Source organism: uncultured Veillonella sp., assembly GCF_963543145.1.
In the GTDB taxonomy this organism is placed as follows: Bacteria; Bacillota; Negativicutes; order Veillonellales; family Veillonellaceae; genus Veillonella.
Genome location: NZ_CAUTZP010000004.1, coordinates 57,538 through 75,274, shown reverse-complemented (window position 1 = coordinate 75,274; position 17,737 = coordinate 57,538). Strand labels below are relative to the sequence as shown.

The 17,737-nt window shown below is 40.8% G+C and carries 18 protein-coding genes; all 18 read right to left on the bottom strand.

The features are described 5' to 3' along the window. Positions 1 to 21 precede the first annotated feature (21 nt). Positions 22 to 1,440: a [FeFe] hydrogenase H-cluster radical SAM maturase HydG gene (gene hydG, locus RWZ05_RS03215; RefSeq protein ID WP_314642045.1), complete on the bottom strand. Its 1,419-nt coding sequence runs from the start codon at positions 1,438 to 1,440 to the stop codon at positions 22 to 24. A 325-nt stretch (positions 1,441 to 1,765) separates the two neighbouring features. Continuing rightward, positions 1,766 to 2,050, bottom strand: coding sequence for a 50S ribosomal protein L27 (gene rpmA / locus RWZ05_RS03210; protein ID WP_004696430.1), 285 nt, complete (start codon positions 2,048 to 2,050; stop codon positions 1,766 to 1,768). 12 nt (positions 2,051 to 2,062) lie between these two features. After that, positions 2,063 to 2,377 (bottom strand): ribosomal-processing cysteine protease Prp, encoded by a 315-nt coding sequence (locus tag RWZ05_RS03205; protein ID WP_314642042.1) that lies wholly within the window; start codon positions 2,375 to 2,377, stop codon positions 2,063 to 2,065. A gap of 2 nt (positions 2,378 to 2,379) precedes the next feature. Beyond that, positions 2,380 to 2,691: a 50S ribosomal protein L21 gene (rplU, locus tag RWZ05_RS03200; protein WP_004698652.1), complete on the bottom strand. Its 312-nt coding sequence runs from the start codon at positions 2,689 to 2,691 to the stop codon at positions 2,380 to 2,382. A 202-nt stretch (positions 2,692 to 2,893) separates the two neighbouring features. Next, positions 2,894 to 3,469 carry a manganese efflux pump MntP family protein gene (locus RWZ05_RS03195; RefSeq protein WP_314642040.1) on the bottom strand — a complete coding sequence of 192 codons (576 nt, stop codon included), beginning with the start codon at positions 3,467 to 3,469 and terminating at the stop codon, positions 2,894 to 2,896. Between the two features lie 28 nt (positions 3,470 to 3,497). Next, positions 3,498 to 4,925, bottom strand: a complete 1,428-nt coding sequence (locus RWZ05_RS03190) for an Rne/Rng family ribonuclease (RefSeq protein ID WP_314642037.1) — start codon at positions 4,923 to 4,925, stop codon at positions 3,498 to 3,500. 86 nt (positions 4,926 to 5,011) lie between these two features. Continuing rightward, positions 5,012 to 5,707, bottom strand: coding sequence for a TIGR03936 family radical SAM-associated protein (locus RWZ05_RS03185; protein ID WP_314642035.1), 696 nt, complete (start codon positions 5,705 to 5,707; stop codon positions 5,012 to 5,014). After that, on the bottom strand, positions 5,679 to 7,562 hold the full coding sequence (locus tag RWZ05_RS03180) for a TIGR03960 family B12-binding radical SAM protein (protein WP_314642033.1): 1,884 nt from the start codon (positions 7,560 to 7,562) through the stop codon (positions 5,679 to 5,681). The genes RWZ05_RS03185 and RWZ05_RS03180 overlap by 29 nt, the downstream gene beginning before the upstream one ends. A 55-nt stretch (positions 7,563 to 7,617) precedes the next feature. Continuing rightward, positions 7,618 to 8,721: a rod shape-determining protein RodA gene (gene rodA / locus RWZ05_RS03175; RefSeq protein WP_314642138.1), complete on the bottom strand. Its 1,104-nt coding sequence runs from the start codon at positions 8,719 to 8,721 to the stop codon at positions 7,618 to 7,620. An 8-nt stretch (positions 8,722 to 8,729) separates the two neighbouring features. Then, positions 8,730 to 9,653 (bottom strand): P-loop NTPase, encoded by a 924-nt coding sequence (locus RWZ05_RS03170; RefSeq protein ID WP_314642032.1) that lies wholly within the window; start codon positions 9,651 to 9,653, stop codon positions 8,730 to 8,732. Between the two features lies 1 nt (position 9,654). Further along, complete coding sequence (gene mrdA / locus RWZ05_RS03165; protein ID WP_314642031.1) at positions 9,655 to 11,577, bottom strand: penicillin-binding protein 2; 1,923 nt, start codon at positions 11,575 to 11,577, stop codon at positions 9,655 to 9,657. 21 nt (positions 11,578 to 11,598) lie between these two features. After that, positions 11,599 to 12,090, bottom strand: a complete 492-nt coding sequence (gene mreD / locus RWZ05_RS03160) for a rod shape-determining protein MreD (protein ID WP_314642030.1) — start codon at positions 12,088 to 12,090, stop codon at positions 11,599 to 11,601. Continuing rightward, entirely contained in the window at positions 12,087 to 13,004 is a 918-nt protein-coding gene (gene mreC, locus RWZ05_RS03155; RefSeq protein WP_314642028.1) for a rod shape-determining protein MreC, read from the bottom strand. Before mreC ends, mreD begins: the two co-directional genes overlap by 4 nt. 1 nt (position 13,005) lies before the next feature. After that, entirely contained in the window at positions 13,006 to 14,043 is a 1,038-nt protein-coding gene (locus RWZ05_RS03150) for a rod shape-determining protein (protein WP_314642027.1), read from the bottom strand. Between the two features lie 249 nt (positions 14,044 to 14,292). Next, positions 14,293 to 14,991: a DNA repair protein RadC gene (gene radC / locus RWZ05_RS03145; RefSeq protein ID WP_314642025.1), complete on the bottom strand. Its 699-nt coding sequence runs from the start codon at positions 14,989 to 14,991 to the stop codon at positions 14,293 to 14,295. A 132-nt stretch (positions 14,992 to 15,123) separates the two neighbouring features. Then, positions 15,124 to 15,690: a Maf family protein gene (locus RWZ05_RS03140; protein ID WP_314642022.1), complete on the bottom strand. Its 567-nt coding sequence runs from the start codon at positions 15,688 to 15,690 to the stop codon at positions 15,124 to 15,126. A gap of 54 nt (positions 15,691 to 15,744) precedes the next feature. Continuing rightward, complete coding sequence (locus RWZ05_RS03135) at positions 15,745 to 16,377, bottom strand: hypothetical protein (protein ID WP_314642021.1); 633 nt, start codon at positions 16,375 to 16,377, stop codon at positions 15,745 to 15,747. A 152-nt stretch (positions 16,378 to 16,529) separates the two neighbouring features. Then, positions 16,530 to 17,735, bottom strand: a complete 1,206-nt coding sequence (locus RWZ05_RS03130) for an acetate kinase (RefSeq protein ID WP_314642020.1) — start codon at positions 17,733 to 17,735, stop codon at positions 16,530 to 16,532. Positions 17,736 to 17,737 lie beyond the last annotated feature (2 nt).

The following is a 17,737-nucleotide window of genomic DNA, read 5'->3' as shown; positions in this document are numbered from 1 at the left end:
GGTTCTATATCAGTGAACTACTTAGAACCGGAAGTCTCGTTCGCCGTCTTTCATCTGTGCAATATAAGCTTTAGCTTTGTCTTTAACTAAATCATTTTTAATATTTTCTAACTGTTGTTCGATAACCTTCGCACCATGAGCTTTAGTCTTCTCATCACCGTAGTCCATGATGTATTCGTTTAATGTCATCAACGCATTTGGTTGGCAACAGTTGTGAATTTGACCGGATTTAGCAAGGGCCATGAAACGGTCCCCTGTTCTACCTGCACGATAACATGCAGTACAGAAGCTCGGTACATAACCAAGATTTAATAACCAATCTACGATTTCATCTAATGTACGCGTATCACTACGATCAAATTGAGCAGAATTATCTTCTGGTTTCTCTTCTTCTTTGTAACCACCTACGCTAGTACGAGATCCACCGCTGATTTGGGAGATACCAAGAGCCAATCCGCGTTCACGCATTTCTTGAGTTTCACGTGTGGACATAATCATACCAGTATACGGTGTGGATACACGAATGAGAGCAACGATTTTTTCAAATACATCGTCAGGTACTGCATTACTGAAATCATCTACATCGATATCATCAGCTGGACAAATACGAGGTACAGAAATAGTATGTGGACCTACGCCAAATACTGCTTCTAAATGCTCTGCATGCATCAACAAACCTACAAAATCATATTTATAATGTTCTAAGCCGTAAAGAACACCGATACCGACATCATCAATACCACCTTGCATAGCGCGGTCCATCGCCTCTGTATGGTAGGCGTAGTCGCTCTTAGGGCCTGTTGGATGTAATGCTTCATAGTTTTCTTTATTGTACGTTTCTTGGAAGAGTGTATACGTACCAATACCAGCTTCATGTAATTTCTTGTAATCCTCAACGGAACAAGCCGCAATATTTACGTTGACACGACGGATTTCACCATTTTTATTTTTGATACTATAAATAGTCTTAATGGATTCCAAAATATACTCAAGAGGATTATTAAGAGGATCTTCACCAGACTCAATTACGATACGCTTATGACCCATCGCTTCTAAGGCAATAACCTCTTCTCGAATTTGTTCTTGCGTCAGTTTTTTACGTTTAATATCGCGATTTTTAGAGTGGTACGGGCAGTACACACAGCCATTGATACAATAGTTAGATAAATATAATGGTGCAAATAATACGATACGATCACCGTATATGGCTTTCTTGATTTCTTTTGCTAAAGCAAAAAGCTTTTCCTTATATTCAGGTAACGGACATTCTAAGAGAACTGCTGCCTCTCTGTGGTTTAACCCCTTAAATGTAGCTGCTTTTGCTAAAATAGCATCTAACAACTCCCGATTTTCCTTATTTTCCTCTGCATAAGCAAGAGTATCAAGGATTTCCTGATGGGAAATAAACTCCTCCGCCTTTGGAGATTTTACATCATACATAGTACTTACCTCAAATCTTTCTAGTGGCAATGCCACCCCTCTTTAGGTTTATGAAAGTATATGACAACCAGTATTCTGGTATTTCACTGATACTGTACTTAGTATACCACTATTCCTACTAAAAAACATAGGAATTTAATACACAATAAAAGGTTGCCTCCTCCTACGAGGAAGCAACCTTTATTTCATGGGAATCTCTAATCTATATCGATTATCTATATCGAATATGACTAAAATGTATATGTCTTATTTATTCAATTACGATCACCTATAAACAACAAAATCCCTAGTGGAAAACCACTAGGGATTAATAGTCTTTGTAAAATTAAGCTTCTACAGGGTATACGCTAACTTTACGGTTATAACGACCAGCACGTTCGAATGCTACTTTACCAGGCACAAGTGCGAATAAAGTGTCATCTTTACCGATACCTACGTTAGTACCAGGGTGGAAGTGAGTGCCACGTTGACGAACGATGATGTTACCGCTCTTTACGATGGAACCATCATGGCATTTAACACCAAGACGTTTAGATTCACTGTCACGACCGTTACGAGTACTGGACACACCTTTTTTATGTGCGAACAATTGCAAATCAAAAGTAAACATTAAGTTCACCTCCTATATTTCGTGTATTTGGACAAACTCTGGATATTGACGGCTAATTTCCTTTAAACCAAGGATCATAGTCCCCAGAATATCCTGTCCACTCTGGTTAATCGTCCCAGAGAGAACTATATCACATCGACCTTCGCTATTCGTATATTCCCCTTCTTGCTGAGCAATTTGGGTAAGTCCTAACATTGCCGTTGCCGATAAAGCAGACACTGCAGCACATACGATATCGAAGCCATGCTCATCATATCCTGCATGTCCGGACATATGACAACCAATTACTTGACCATCACTATTCCGCTGGATTCCAATGGAAACCATAATTAAGCTTGGATAGATTCAATACGAACTTTTGTGAACGGTTGACGATGGCCTTGACGACGACGGTAGTTGGATTTAGCTTTGTATTTGAATACTAAGATTTTTTTACCTTTACCATGCTCAAGAACTGTACCTGTAACTTTTGCACCGTTTACAAGAGGAGCGCCAACTTTAACGTCGCCGTCATTCACTACAGTCAAAACTTCTTCGAATGTAACGGACTCGTTAGCAGCTGCTTCCAATTTTTCGATAGTAATTACATCGCCTTCAGCAACGCGATATTGTTTACCACCAGTTTTAATAATTGCGTACATGAGAACACCTCCTTGTTATCGAACTCGCTGAATTCGGTATCCCGACCCGAACTTCGGTCGGGCGTTTAAACCTGCTTCACGCGGATTGCAAAGTTCAGTAAACCGAACTAATACTGATATAGTATATCCTATTTACCTATCTATGTCAAACAAAATTCAACATAAATAGCTCAGTTTCTGATACTTTTATATATACAAACCTCTAAAATTCTCCGATAATTCCGAGATGTTGTAAAAGTATTTTAGTACCGATAAGAATGAGTACACCGCCGCCGAGAATATCTGCATATTTTCCAACAAACCGGCCCATAAATTTACCTAAGTATACACCAATTAAAGAAATACCGAAGGTAATGACACCGATCATAGTAGATGCTTCCCACACATTGATGGGCATGAAGGCAAAGGTAAGACCTACAGCCATTGCATCCAGGCTAGTGGCTACGGAGAGCATCATCATTTCCCAAACGCCTAAAAACTGCTTATCATCGTCTTCATCAGTTTCATCGCTAAGGCCATCTTTAATCATAGCAATTCCTAAATAGCCGAGAAGGCCAAAGATAATCCAATGATCCCATTCAGATATGACATCAATAAACTGACGCCCAATAAGCCAACCAATAACGGGCATAAGGAACTGAAACAATCCAAACAAGAATGCTAAGGTCACCTTTCGGCCATTTTCACCTACCGGCATGGATAAACCTTTACCGATAGATACGCCAAAGGCATCCATAGCAAGCCCTATACTAATTAATACAATTTCAAATACTGACACAATATTCCTCTATAAACAAACTACTGACTTATTCTGCTACCGCCATTAAGGAATAACCTTCTCGGCTAATTTGTGGATTTACTACAATCGAAATTTTCCGACCAATGGACTCGCCTAGGTCCTCAAGAACGGCCTTCGTTAAATATTGAGCTACCTCTGGATGGACTTCAATCTCAAGATTAGATTTAATACGCCCTGATTTAAATAATTCACGGATACGCCGAACAATCTGCATGTATACAGTTCTACCCGACAACATATACCCCGTCCCTCCACATTGAGGACAGGTATCGAACATCAAGGTCTGCAAGCCTTGACGGGCACGCTTGCGCGTCATTTCCACGAGACCAAGTGAACTAATACCACATACCACAGTTTTCATCTTGTCTAATTTGGCTTGCGCACTTAACACGTTCAACAATTCTTGTTGATGCGACTTATCCTTCATATCAATAAAATCGACAACGATAATGCCGCCTATGTCTCGCAATCGCAATTGACGACAAATTTCTTTTGCCGCCTCTTTATTAACGGTGAAAGCTAAATCTTCTAGCTTATTGGATTTACCCGTATAATGAGCAGAGTTTACATCGAATACGGTAAGAGCCTCTGTATGATCAATGCGGATAGAGCCACCAGAAGGAAGATTGATATCACGAGAGATAAGATTTTCTAATTGAGGTTCAATATGATTGGCTTTAAAAATAGGTGTGCTGTCACGATGGCGTATCACTTTAATTTGCTGTGATGTAGGGCCATGACCTAAGAGGTCCATCAAACGTGATTCGCCCATATCGGAATCGACGATGATTTCCTCTACATTGCGATGCGCATAGTCACGTACAAGACGGAACCAGAAGTCCGCATCACTATAGAGGTCAGTGCCGCTCTTAGCCACCTTAAAGCGCTTTAACACATGTTGCCACGTGCGCCACAAGTAGTCCATATCTCTTCCAATTTCATCAGCGCTAGCCTTAGCTGCTGCAGTACGGATAATAAAACCGCAACCTTCTTGCACATATGGTGCCGCTAACTCTTGCAACTTTGCTCGTAACAATTCATCGGTAATCTTTTTAGAGATGCGCATACCTTCAGAATATGGCAAAAGTACCATAAAACGACCGGCCAGGCTCACATCAGCAGTCACGCGAGCCCCTTTGCCGAGCATCTCCTCTTTTACGACTTGAACAAGAACTTGTTGCCCCACAGATAAACGTGGTAAGATTTTCTGTTCTTTCCCTTGTTGAAGGTTCAAATACGCATTTTGAGAGCCCCCAATATCAATAAAAGCCGCTTGCATGCCGTTCAGTACGTTCTTAACAGTACCCTTGTACATATGATTTGCCATATGAGACTCATCAGTACGTTCTAAAACAAAGTCTACTAACTGCCCTTCTTCATCGATAACAGCCATGCGAATTTCTTCGCGCATAACATTGACCAAAATTTTATGCATCCTATCCCTCCTTTCGCTCAATTACAATATATAGGTCTTTTAAATCACTAAAGATTATATAACCGCTTAAGATTTATAAAAAAGTATTAATAATTAATTTCCAACGGAGTGTAACGGCCTTCTTCATTTTCTACCATAATGTCTTTACGGTGAATTTCATAGCCCGTCGTAATAGGCCAGTTATATTGATCTTTACCAAGATTCCACACTTCGCTAGGTTTAATTGTACCTTGCGGATAGATGCCGATACCCATAGTAAGGGTTACCATGCCATCCTTAACAGATGCCACAATAGGTTCTTTTACAAATTCTTTCACATCGATGGTACGAGTCTTCTTAGGAGTTACCTTTTCATAAGAAATTTCCGGCGCTTCATTGAACAGTTTTAACAATGCATCCCAATCAGCATTTTCATCCGTTACAGGACCTGTAACTTCGTAAATAGCAAAGTTACAGATAGCCATCATCTTTTTCACCTTTTCAGGCATTTCTTTGCCACCTAGCACTTCAAGACCTGGAGGTGCTACGCGGTTTAAACGGTCCATAATGGACTCTAAAGAATCATCTTCTAATACATCCATATCGATATATTCAGCCGCTGCCGTTACACCTAAAGCAAGTGCGGAGGAGAAGCTAATCTTCATATGTGGATTAAAGCCTTCGGAATAGGCCATTTTAATTTCTGCACGGCGAATCATACGCTCTACAGCTTGTGCATAATCAAGGTGCGACAAGAATCTCAATTCTTCGCCTTTATTTAAGGCCAAACGTAACTTTTTCAACTCTGCCACCCTCCTTATAGTCAATAATAGCTGTATCAAGCTCTGGACATACATTACAGCCCTTACATGGAGCTCGACGGCAATCGCCTGTAAGATTTGCTTCTACCGCTTGTTCCCACTCGCGTTTTAGGAATGCTTTACTTACCGTACAATCTAGGTGATCCCAAGGTAATGGCTCATCAAAGTCACGTGTACGGCGAGCATAATAGGCTGGATCCAAACCACAGTCAGCGAAGGCTTTCAACCAAGTTTCATAATTGAAGAACTCAGTCCATCCATCGAATTTACAACCCGCTTCCCAGGCTTTTACGAGAACTTTAGATAATCTACGGTCCCCACGAGCAAAGGCAGCCTCCATGTAGCCAGTATAGCCATCATGGTAATGATAGGAAATATTGCGGTTATTAATGAGAGACTTTAAGTAACGTTGTTTACGATGAATTTCCTCTACATCTTCTTGACCATACCATTGGTATGGAGAATGTGTTTTTGGTACGAAGAAGGATACGCTGACAGTTACAGAACCATTGCGTTTACCTGTAATATCTCGATGCAAATCGAGCACCTTATATGCCAAATCAGCAATACCCGCTAAATCTTCATCAGTTTCAGTAGGAAGGCCCATCATAAAGTACAGCTTAACTGTATTCCACCCTGATTTAAAAGCATTTGTACATGCCGCCAACAAGTCTTCTTCGCTAACGCCTTTGTTGATAACATCGCGCATGCGTTGTGTACCTGCTTCAGGTGCAAAGGTAAGACCACTCTTACGTACTTGTTGTACCTTTTTCGCAATATCGATGGAGAAGCTATCGATACGCAAGGATGGCAAGCTTACGCTCACTTGTTTGTCTTTGAACTCTTCCATGAGCATGTCTACTAGCTCAGGCAATTTAGAATAGTCCGCAGAGCTTAAGCTCATCAAAGAGATTTCATTATAACCAGTGTTAGCAATCGTATCCTTAGCGATTTGAAGCAAACGCTCTGGCGTCTTTTCACGAACAGGACGGTATAACATACCTGCCTGACAGAAACGACAGCCCCGTGTACAGCCTCGGAAGAGTTCTAGTACAGCGCGGTCATGCACGATATCCAAGAATGGTACTACAGGTTTTGTAGGGTAGAACACATTTTCTACATCTTCTACGATGCGTTTTGCCACAGCCGCTGGCACCTCTTCAAAGCGAGGTGTAATAGATTTAAAATCACCTTGTTCTGTGTATTCTACATCGTATAACGCTGGACAATAGGTACCAGGAATTTGAGCTACTTTACGTAAGAAACCTTCCTTACCACCTGGGAATCCTTTTGCTTTTTCAGCCTTATAAAGATCAACAAATTCGTCGCCCCACTCTTCAGATTCACCAAGGGATACGATATCAAAGAAGTCTGCAATAGGCTCTACATTAAACGCACATGGCCCACCACATACTAATAACGGAAAATCCATATCACGGTCCTTAGAATACATTGGAATACCTGCTAAATCGAGCATATTTAGAATATTTGTAAAGCTCATTTCGTATTGAAGTGTAAACGCTAACACATCAAAGTCTTTAATAGGCGTACGCGTCTCCAAGGAGAATAGAGGAATATTGCGCTTGCGCATTTCTTCTTCCATATCATGCCATGGTGCAAATACGCGCTCTGCCGCCGCATCTTCACGACGGTTTATTAAACCATATAAAATTTTGATGCCCAAGTGACTCATTGCCACTTCGTACACATCGGGAAAAGCTAATGCCATCGTTACATCAACAGTACTGTGATCTTTTACGATACTGTTATATTCACCGCCTGTATAACGAGCGGGTTTTTGGACATGTTGTAACCATGACGTATCTAATTGAACCATACATCCTCCGTCTTTTTTGAAAGACTTCTTTCACAATCAATCCTATAAAAGGACATTAAAATATATATTTTGTGCGCTGCATAGCAATATTTAATAAAATACCAATACTCAGCATATTAGTCGTTAATGCACTAACACCATAACTTAGGAATGGTAATGGAATACCCGTTACAGGCATGATACCAATGGTCATACCCACATTTACGAGAACCTCAAAGGCAAACATCGTGCCAATCCCCGTCGCTAATAACATACCAAAGTTATCATTGCACGTATATGCCACTTGAATGCTACGATAAATCAACATAAACAACAAGAGCAATACTACAATACATCCAACAAAGCCAAATTCTTCACCGATTACAGAGAAAATAAAGTCCGTATGATTTTCTGGTAAAAAATTCAACTGACTTTGGGTACCATTAAAGATACCTTTACCAAAAATCATACCTGAACCGATGGCAATCTTAGATTGGATAATATGATACCCAGATCCAAAAGGATCAATATCTGGATTTAAGAATACGAGAATACGTTGTTTTTGATATTCTTTCAGTACAAACCAGCCTAATGGCATCAAAAGAAAAGCCGTACCAGCAATAATTTTGATCAATCGCATTTTAATGCCAGAAATAAAGAGCATCCCTACAAAGATTGCAATATACACGAGGGACGTCCCCAAGTCAGGCTGCAAGAATACGAGCCCAATGGGAATACCAACGTATAGTACTGGAAAGAGTAGAGATTTAAAGGTGTCTAACTTACCAATGCGAGGCTCTAGCATTTTTGCCATACAAATAATCATCAATAGTTTAGAAAACTCTGATGGTTGAATTGTAATAGGCCCCAATTGAATCCAACGTTGTGCCCCTAGTGCAGAGGTACCAACCGCCATAACGGCTATTAGCATGAGCAAGGTAATACCATAAATGATATTCCCCCACTCTTTAAGGCGATGGTAATCAACAAATTGCATGCCTATAACAACAGCTATATTGACTAAGAAGAATACTAGTTGTTTTACTACTAAACTACCAAATCCGATGGCCTCTTGATTCACATGGGTAGCACTACCAATAGCGATAAGGCCAATTCCAACGAGTAATAGAGTACATATGATGATAGTCCAATCACTATCTGTCCATATTTTCCGCCACATCATATCACCTAATTCAACTTGCGGCGGCGCCACAAGCTTTGCTTCCCTTGTATCAACAATCGTTGCGTAGTCCAACCACCACGATTGATGTAATGAACATTACTAGAATCGTCAAAGATTGACTCACCTGTAGTAGCAAGACTAGGTGTACTTGTTTGCTCCTTAATAGCTTTCTTTTTAGCTACATAAGCATCAAATTGCTTTTGTACATCGTAATCTTCCCAACAATTGCCAGTCACAACATAATCTACAAGAGGTGCTAATACTGATTTCAGATTCGTAGAAACAAGTTCTAATAACTGACCTTCTTGGGTATACGTTAATACATCATCATCGTAAGGAATCATAGCCCCTACATATTCAGCGCGCAATATCTCTAACATATCATATAAATTGATGTCCTCACCTTCCATAGGCACTGCATTAAATGCTATAACATAGTCACGAATGTTATGTTCCTGACAGACTTGAATCATGCGAGCTCCATTACGCAATGACACCCACAAAGGATGTGTCACAACAACACAGCGACTTACTAAGTCTAAAATAGACTCTATCCCCTTGCCGATACCTGCAGGTGCATCGATTAAAATATAATCATATACATCGCAGAGACGACGTACTAACTTTTTGTATTTCTTGCGACCTATATCTTCCCAGCGAACACTTTGACTAGCCGGTAAAAAATCTAAGTTTTCAGCGATCGATACGATTGCATCATCTGTATATTCTTTATCTTTACTCGCATCATGTGCATCATAGATTATTTCATCAGCCACACCTAATACAAGATCTAAATCGCGCAATCCAAAGTCTCCATCACAGAGCAATACGTGATGCCCTGCATGGCTTAAGGCTGCACCCAAACATGCGGTAATAGTCGTTTTACCTACACCACCCTTGCCAGATACAACACCAATGATTTCGCCCATACTAATCCTTTCTTGGTTGCCCACTTGTTACTGCATTCTGCGGTTTTTGCCCATTAGACGCATTTCCTACATTAGCAGTATCTTTATTACTTTTAGTATTTGTATCATTCGTCTTTTTATTCAACGGTACATTGAAATATGCCGCTAAAATATCTCGTACGATTGGACCTGCAGATCCCGCACCAAAACTACCTTGTTCAACAAGGGCAACCACCACTATTTGTGGTTTATCATACGGTGCATAGGCTACGAACCAGCCATGATCTCGACCATGAGCATTTTCTGCCGTACCGGTTTTACCTGCTACATGAATTGGGAACCCTTTAAATAACTCCCCTGCTGTACCGCCTTCATTCGTAACATCTCGCAAGCCTTCGCGAACGATATCCATAATATTCTTTGGTACTGGTAAAACACCGAGTTTATCAGGACCAAAGATTTCTTTTGGGGTACCATCCTTATTATCGATACGGCTTACCACATATGGTCGATATTTAATACCACCATTGGCAACTTCACTGAGCATAACCGCCATTTGTAATGGCGTAACCAACGTGAAAGACTGACCGATAGCCGCATCAAAGGTTTCTCCTAAATACCAATCCTCATCAAAGACTTTGCGTTTATACGCAGGGCTTGCCATATTACCAGCAGCCTCACCAGCCAAATTGATACCCGTTTTTTCACCGATACCAAAATAGCCCGCATATTTTACAAGCTCGTCTATGCCAACGCGATTACCCATTTCATAAAAGTAAACGTTATCAGACTTGGCAAGGGCTTGATTAAAGTTAAGCCAACCTAATGCTTCACCTTCTGCATTACGCTTATCAATAAGCCAATGTTTACCGCTATCAAAGATCATTTCTTCAGGCGTAACCTTTTTAAGGTCTAACGCAGCCGTACCAGTAATAATCTTAAACGGAGAACCTGGTGGATACTCACCAGAAATAACCTTATTATCAAAGGGATGATTCTTATCGTTATTAAGCTGATTCCACTGAGCTGTTGTAATACCTTTAGCAAACCAGTTTGGGTTGAACTCAGGAGCACTAACCATAGCTAAAATGGCGCCCGTATTAGGGTCCATTGCCACTACAGCAGCCCCCTGAGCAGGAATACCTTGGGCTCGCAGTTGATCGAGCTGATTTTTAACAGCTTCTTCTGCAGCCTTTTGTAAATTCAAATCGATAGTTAGATGTATATTAGCGCCTGGAACCGTATGTTTCCGGTCCACCTCTGCCACAGGGCGACCCGTAGCATCTACCTCTAACTGCTTCCCACCATCAGTACCGCGCAAGATAGAATCATATAATTTCTCAAGACCAGAACGCCCTAGAATAGTACCACCGCTCACAAGAGTATTCGGGTCCTTTTGTTTTAGCTCTTCTAATTCCTCTTCGCTCACTTCCCCTACATAGCCAAAGAGCTGAGATGCCATCGTCTCATATGGATAATAACGAAGTGGCTCCACGTCAATCGTTACGCCTGGCAATTCATGACGGTGTTCCTCAATAGTCGTTACTACATCCATTGAAATATCATTGGCAATACGAATTGGCTCATAACCGTACTTGTGGTCATTCACCTTTTTCGTAATATCTTCAGGCTTCATGTTCAATAAGGCTGCTAATTTAGCGACTTCACCATCATCCAAAGCCTTTCCTGTTGGCATGATAGATATTGTATAGGCAGGTCGAGAGCCTACTAAGATTTGACCATTGCGATCATACATAATCCCACGAGCAGCAGTCATTGGCACCATGCGCAATCGGTTCCCTTCCGCCTTAGCTTGATAATAACCACCAGCCAAGATCTGAAGCATAAACAAACGCAATGCCAATACTATGAATATGGCCGCTACAATGTAAAAGAGTACATCAAAGCGACTCGTTTTTTTCCGTTTATAGAGGCCTTCTAGCACCCTTTCACCTCCTAACCAAACTTACCAAATATAGTCTTGCTGTTTCTCTTTACGCCACAACAAGCCATGAACAATAGCGCCCAATATGCCATTCCAAAATACGACAGGTAAGACCATATGCAGTAGATATACCCCTAGGTGTAAGTCGCCACCACTAGCTAATATCATAAAGCTACGAATCACGCCATCTAATAATGTGCAGATAGCCACTATGGCGCTTGACCAATACCAACGTTCTTCATAAATGCGATGTTGTACCGCAGATAAGAGATATACCACGATTACATAGGGGAATAAATGGATCCCAAAGAAGTTAGATATCAATACATCGTGAACGATACCACCTACAACGGCGGCTATAATGCCCATACGGCGCCCTTTAAAAAGCGTTACCATAACAATAATGGTTAAAATCAAGTTTGGTAACCAATTTGTATGGAATATAGCAGGCAACAGTTGAGCCTGAATAAAGTAAATTAAAAATCCACAAAGGACTAAAGCTAGACGCATCATTGTTTAACGGCCCCCTTTACCCCTTCTACTTGATCTCGTTGCGTTTGAGGCACAAGTTTAGGCTCAAGATCGGGCTTTTGCGGTGCACTAAGAGAGGAGGACGTAAGTACGAATACCTCTTCAATGCGATGGAAGTCAACACTTGGTGTAACTACCGCATTTTTTACAAAGCCTTCTGTATCGTTTTCAATAGATTGCACATTGCCTACTGGTAAACCTTTCGGATAAATACCGCCATAACCAGAGGTAATCAATTTATCTCCTACCAAGACGTCACCATCACGAGCGATATTTACCATGGACGGTGTGCGCGGTGTATTGCCATTACCTTTTACGACACCAGACAAGCGAGATTCAGGACGCTGTACGAGAACACCTACCGCACTACGAGGGTCAAGAATTGTTTGCACGCGAGCAGAGTGTGGATATACGTCAGTAATAAAACCAACTACACCACTTGGTACAACGACAGCCATATTTACAGCCATGCCTTCTTCACTACCTTTATCGATGGTGAAAGTATTTGTCCACGTACCATAATCCTTAGTAATAACCCCAGCCAAAGTCATGGAAAACTCTGGGTGATTGCTCTTGTAGTTCAAAAGTTGACGTAGGCGAATATTTTCTGCCACTACTTCGTCATAGTTAACAACCTTTTGCTCTAATGCAGCTTTACGAGACGCTTCTGCTTCGCTTTCACGCGTAGCAGAAATAGCATTATTCAGCACCGTAAAGCTTGTTTGTACACCGTCTAATAGACGGGCAGAGCCATAGGCGAAAGGAGTCGTAATCCCTTCAAGGGTAACTGTAACAAAAGGAATACTCGTTCGTTGTTTCCAAGCAAAACCGAGCACTGCCAATAGGATACAGCTAATGACAACGACGATAATTAATTTTTTATCTGACTGTATCATATTAGTCTCGGCCCTTTCTATTCTTAGAATTTACAATAAAACGCGATAAGCTCACTAAATCGGAAGATGCCCCGTTAAGGCCCACAACAACCTTTGTCTCAGGCGCTTCTGGAACGTGAACAGGCACACCTAACTCAGTACCGATACGATCGGCCAAACCAGCTAGTCTAGCAGTACCACCTGTTAACCAAATGCCATGCTGCATAATGTCCGCTACAATCTCAGGCTCAGCAGAACGAATCATTTGCTTAACTTCATCAAGTAAGCCAATAATACAATCGTTGATCACTTGATATACCTCAGATTGATGGATTACACATCGTCTACCTAAGCCATTCAGCATATCGCGGCCTTGGAAGGCATACTCCGCATCCTCTAATGGAGCAATGGCAGTACCTACTGTATGTTTAATATCTAATATAGTTTCATCTGATACGATAACACCAAAGCACTCTCGTACGTAACGCAAAAGCGCATTATTAATATCAGAACCACCAAAGCGTATAGTTTTACTATCTACAATGCCGCCTAAGGAAACAATCCCCATATCAACAGTACCACCGCCGATATCAATAATCATAGAGCCGCGAGCTTCAAAGATAGGAACGTCGCAACCAATGCCTGCTGCCACTGGTCTTTCAATAAGGAATACCTCTCGAGCACCAGCTTGAATAACAGCATCCATCATGGCCCTTTGTTCAACATCAGTCATGCCACAAGGAACACCTACAAGAACTCGAGCACGACGCAATGCATTAGAAACCTTATTTAAAAAATAGTTAAGCATAGTATGCATAACGCGATAGTCGACGATAAAGCCGTCTTTTAAAGGCGTCAAAGGACGCCACATATCTGGCATGCGCAATACAAGGCGTGCTGCTTCATCCCCAACGGCAACTACCTTTTCTTGTTTAGTATCTGTTGCTATAATCGATGGTTCGCTTATAACGGTTCCTCGCGTCCCACCCATGAGGCGCGTTTGTATGGAACCAATATCTATACTTACATCTCTTCCTAGAGTAGGTAAAATGGAACTCATAGTAATTTCTCCTTCATTACATCATCATTCCATTTTACCATAGATAATGCGACTTTTTCCATTGATATAGAGGGTTTTCCCTATTGTAAAAGCACTGATAATGCATACGTCATGTACTCATAAGTCATACATAAAAAGTGTAAAAAGCACTCAACAAAATGAGTGCTTTTTTGTTAATATATGAGCCTAAAAATTTATGATTTTCTAATATTTCATTTCGCTAGCTAAGTTTGTCTATCTCACTGATCGCTAGCTAAGTTTGCCTATCTCACTGAGGCTAGTAAATTCATTGTCCCCTATAACGATATGATCAAGTACAGGAATCCCCATAAATTGACCAGCACTGACAAATAACTTGGTAAGGCGTATATCTTCATCACTAGGCCGACTATCTCCTGACGGATGGTTATGAATCAAGATAATAGCCGCCGCATTACAGGCTATAGCCTTTTTAAAGACCGCCCGTTGCTCTACGAGACTCGATACTAAGCCACCATTAGAAATATGTTCTAACTGAATAAGCTTATTTCGAGAGGTCAACATAGCAGCCCATACATGTTCAACATCTTCGTGACGCAGTCGTTCCATTACGTATTGGGCTATAACAAAAGGCTGTGAAAAATCTTCGTATGTTTCCTTAATTTTTAGTTCCCCTAGTCTTCTTCCCATCTCAAGAGCTGCACATAGAGTCACCGCTTTATCCGTGCCAATGCCTTTAATTTTCACGAGATTTTCAACGGTCATTCGATTGAGACCATATACACCATCGTCAAAGGATTGCACAATATTACTAGCCAGTGATATGGCGGACTGCCCTTTTACGCCAGTTCGCAATAAAATAGCTAGTAACTCCTCCATTGCCATATGAGATGGTCCGAGCCTAAGAAACTTCTCTCGCGGCCGTTGAAAGGGTAACATGTCTTTTACACTTACTGTTGGTACTTCCATAGAATCTCTCCATTCAAATAGATAACCCCATCTATCAATCAAGTAACCAACACATCTACTCTCTTTATATATTTCTAGCACAGCACAGCACAGCACAGCCAATTATAACATTATAGCTATAATAGGATAGAGTTATTTAGCTCCTAAGGCTTTGCATAGTTCGTCGTATACCTGTTCAACTGGCAATCCTACTACATTGGTATAAGAGCCTTCTATTTTCTCTACCCAAAGTGCTCCTTTACCTTGAATTCCATAGGCGCCCGCTTTATCCATAGGCTCCCCACTAGCAATGTAAGATTCAATTTCAAAAGGTGCTAATTCTTTGAAATACACCTTTGTTTCATTGTGAAATACTACTTCGTCCCCTTTAATGAGAAGTGCTACGCCAGTTACTACGGAATGAACTCTTCCCGACAAACGTTCTAGCATTTGCCGTGCATCAGCTTCATCGTGAGGTTTACCTAACACTTCGTTATCTAAGACCACAATAGTATCTGCACCTAGTACAATGCCACCTTCAGGAACGCCTACAGCACAACGAGCTTTACCTAGAGCTTGCGCTTTTACCATCTCAATAGGGCTATCGTAACCTTCATTAGGTTCTTCGTAACTACTTGGTACTACGGTATGATCAATACCAACTTGTGTTAATAATTCAGTTCTGCGTGGTGATTGGCTCGCCAAATACAATCCAGCCATATGCACTCCTTCTATGTAATACAAACTCTCTTTACCGTAATAATGCATCCATGATTATTTAATTTCGTCAGAAGTATCTTTGTACTCCTCCGCGGAAGACGTTAATTTTTTATAATATTCTTGTACATCTTCACCGTGTTTTACCGCATCAGCACGAACTGCTGCATAAAAGACGATATCTGCTTGTGGCACACGAATACGGCCTGGAACTTTTTCTTCTAAAATTTCAAAGAATCTATCTTCTGCTTTCAACAATAAGCGACCATTCTTAACCTTATTGCCGTCTACGATGGCATACACCAAAGACCAGATTGGACGTGGATCAGAGGTGGAGCATTTTCTATATTTGTAGCGATATTTAATATTCGATAATAGCTCGCGCTCAAACTTAAATACCCCATCGATCATGTCATAATCTACTTCAAAATGACGTCTTCTAAAGAAAGAAGATTCTTCAATGACAAGTTTTGTATCTGTCAAAATATATGTATATCGACTAACCGCTTGTTTAACAATAACAATGATAGCCATAATTTCAATGAAATACTCAGCTAATAATACCGTTTGTAATTGAATACTACGATACGTTGTGTACGCTACGGCACAAAGTAACAACAGTACAAAAAATGTAACTAATAACTCTGCACTTTTAGCACGCTGGGATTTCTCTTCATATAATACCGTCATGCTTTACCCCTTTTAAATAAATCCCTACTTAATAACTATACATCCTATTATAAGATATTCTATACATAAAAACTACAAAAACCCCGCCCATATCAAAGATATAGACGGGGTTTAATGACTCTATTAGTCACTTAGTTCAGATATGAACTATATTATTTTTTCAAAGCTGCTGTAATACGTTGAGTATCGCGAGCAATCATGATTTCTTCGTTTGTAGGGATTACGAAGATTTTAACTTTAGAGCCTTCAGCACTGATTTCTTGTTCTTTACCACGAATATTATTGCGTTCGGAATCAATACGAGTGCCTAAGTATTCTAAGCCGTTGCAGATTGCGTCACGGTTACCAATACCGTTTTCACCGATACCAGCTGTGAATACGATAGCATCAACACCGCCCATAACGGCTGCGAACGCACCAATTACACGGCGAACTTTGTAATGGAACATGTTCAATGCTAATTGAGCGCGTTTGTTACCATTAGCTGCTGCTTCCTCGATAACACGGAAGTCATTAGACACGCCGGAAATACCAAGTACACCGGATTTTTTATTCATGATAGTGTCTACTTCTTCGTAGTTCATACCAGTTTTATTCATCAAGAATGGAACGATAGCTGGGTCAATATCACCAGTACGAGTACCCATGATCAAGCCAGACAATGGAGTGAAGCCCATTGTTGTATCGATGGAGCGACCACCTTTAATAGCAGCAACAGAAGAACCGTTACCTAAGTGACATGTGATGATGCGAAGATCAGACATATGTTTACCCATCAATTCAGCACAACGTTGTGCAACATATTTATGGGATGTACCATGGAAGCCATAACGACGGATACCATAATCTTCATAGTATTCGTAAGGAAGCGCATACATATAAGCTTCTTTAGGCATTGTTTGGTGGAATGCAGTATCGAATACACCAACTTGTGGAACGTTAGGCATGATAGCTTGGCAAGCTTCGATACCTTGAATGTTTGGTGGGTTATGCAATGGAGCCAATGCACAGCATTCTTCTAATGCTTCCATAACAGCTGGAGTGATCAATACGGAGTCAGCAAATTTTTCACCGCCATGTACTACACGGTGACCAACAGCGTCGATTTCGTCCATAGAATTAATTACACCATATTCAGCATCAACTAAAATATCAAGCAAAATGCGAAGAGCTTCTTTATGGTTCAAAATTGGTTCAACGCGTTCTAATTTTTCCGCGTTAGGACGTTTGTGAGTAAAGATAGCGTCTTGATCACCAATCTTTTCAAAAAGACCTTTTGCCAATTCTGTTTCAGTTGTCATATCAAGTAATTGATATTTCAAGGAAGAACTACCGCAGTTAACTACTAATACGTTCATCG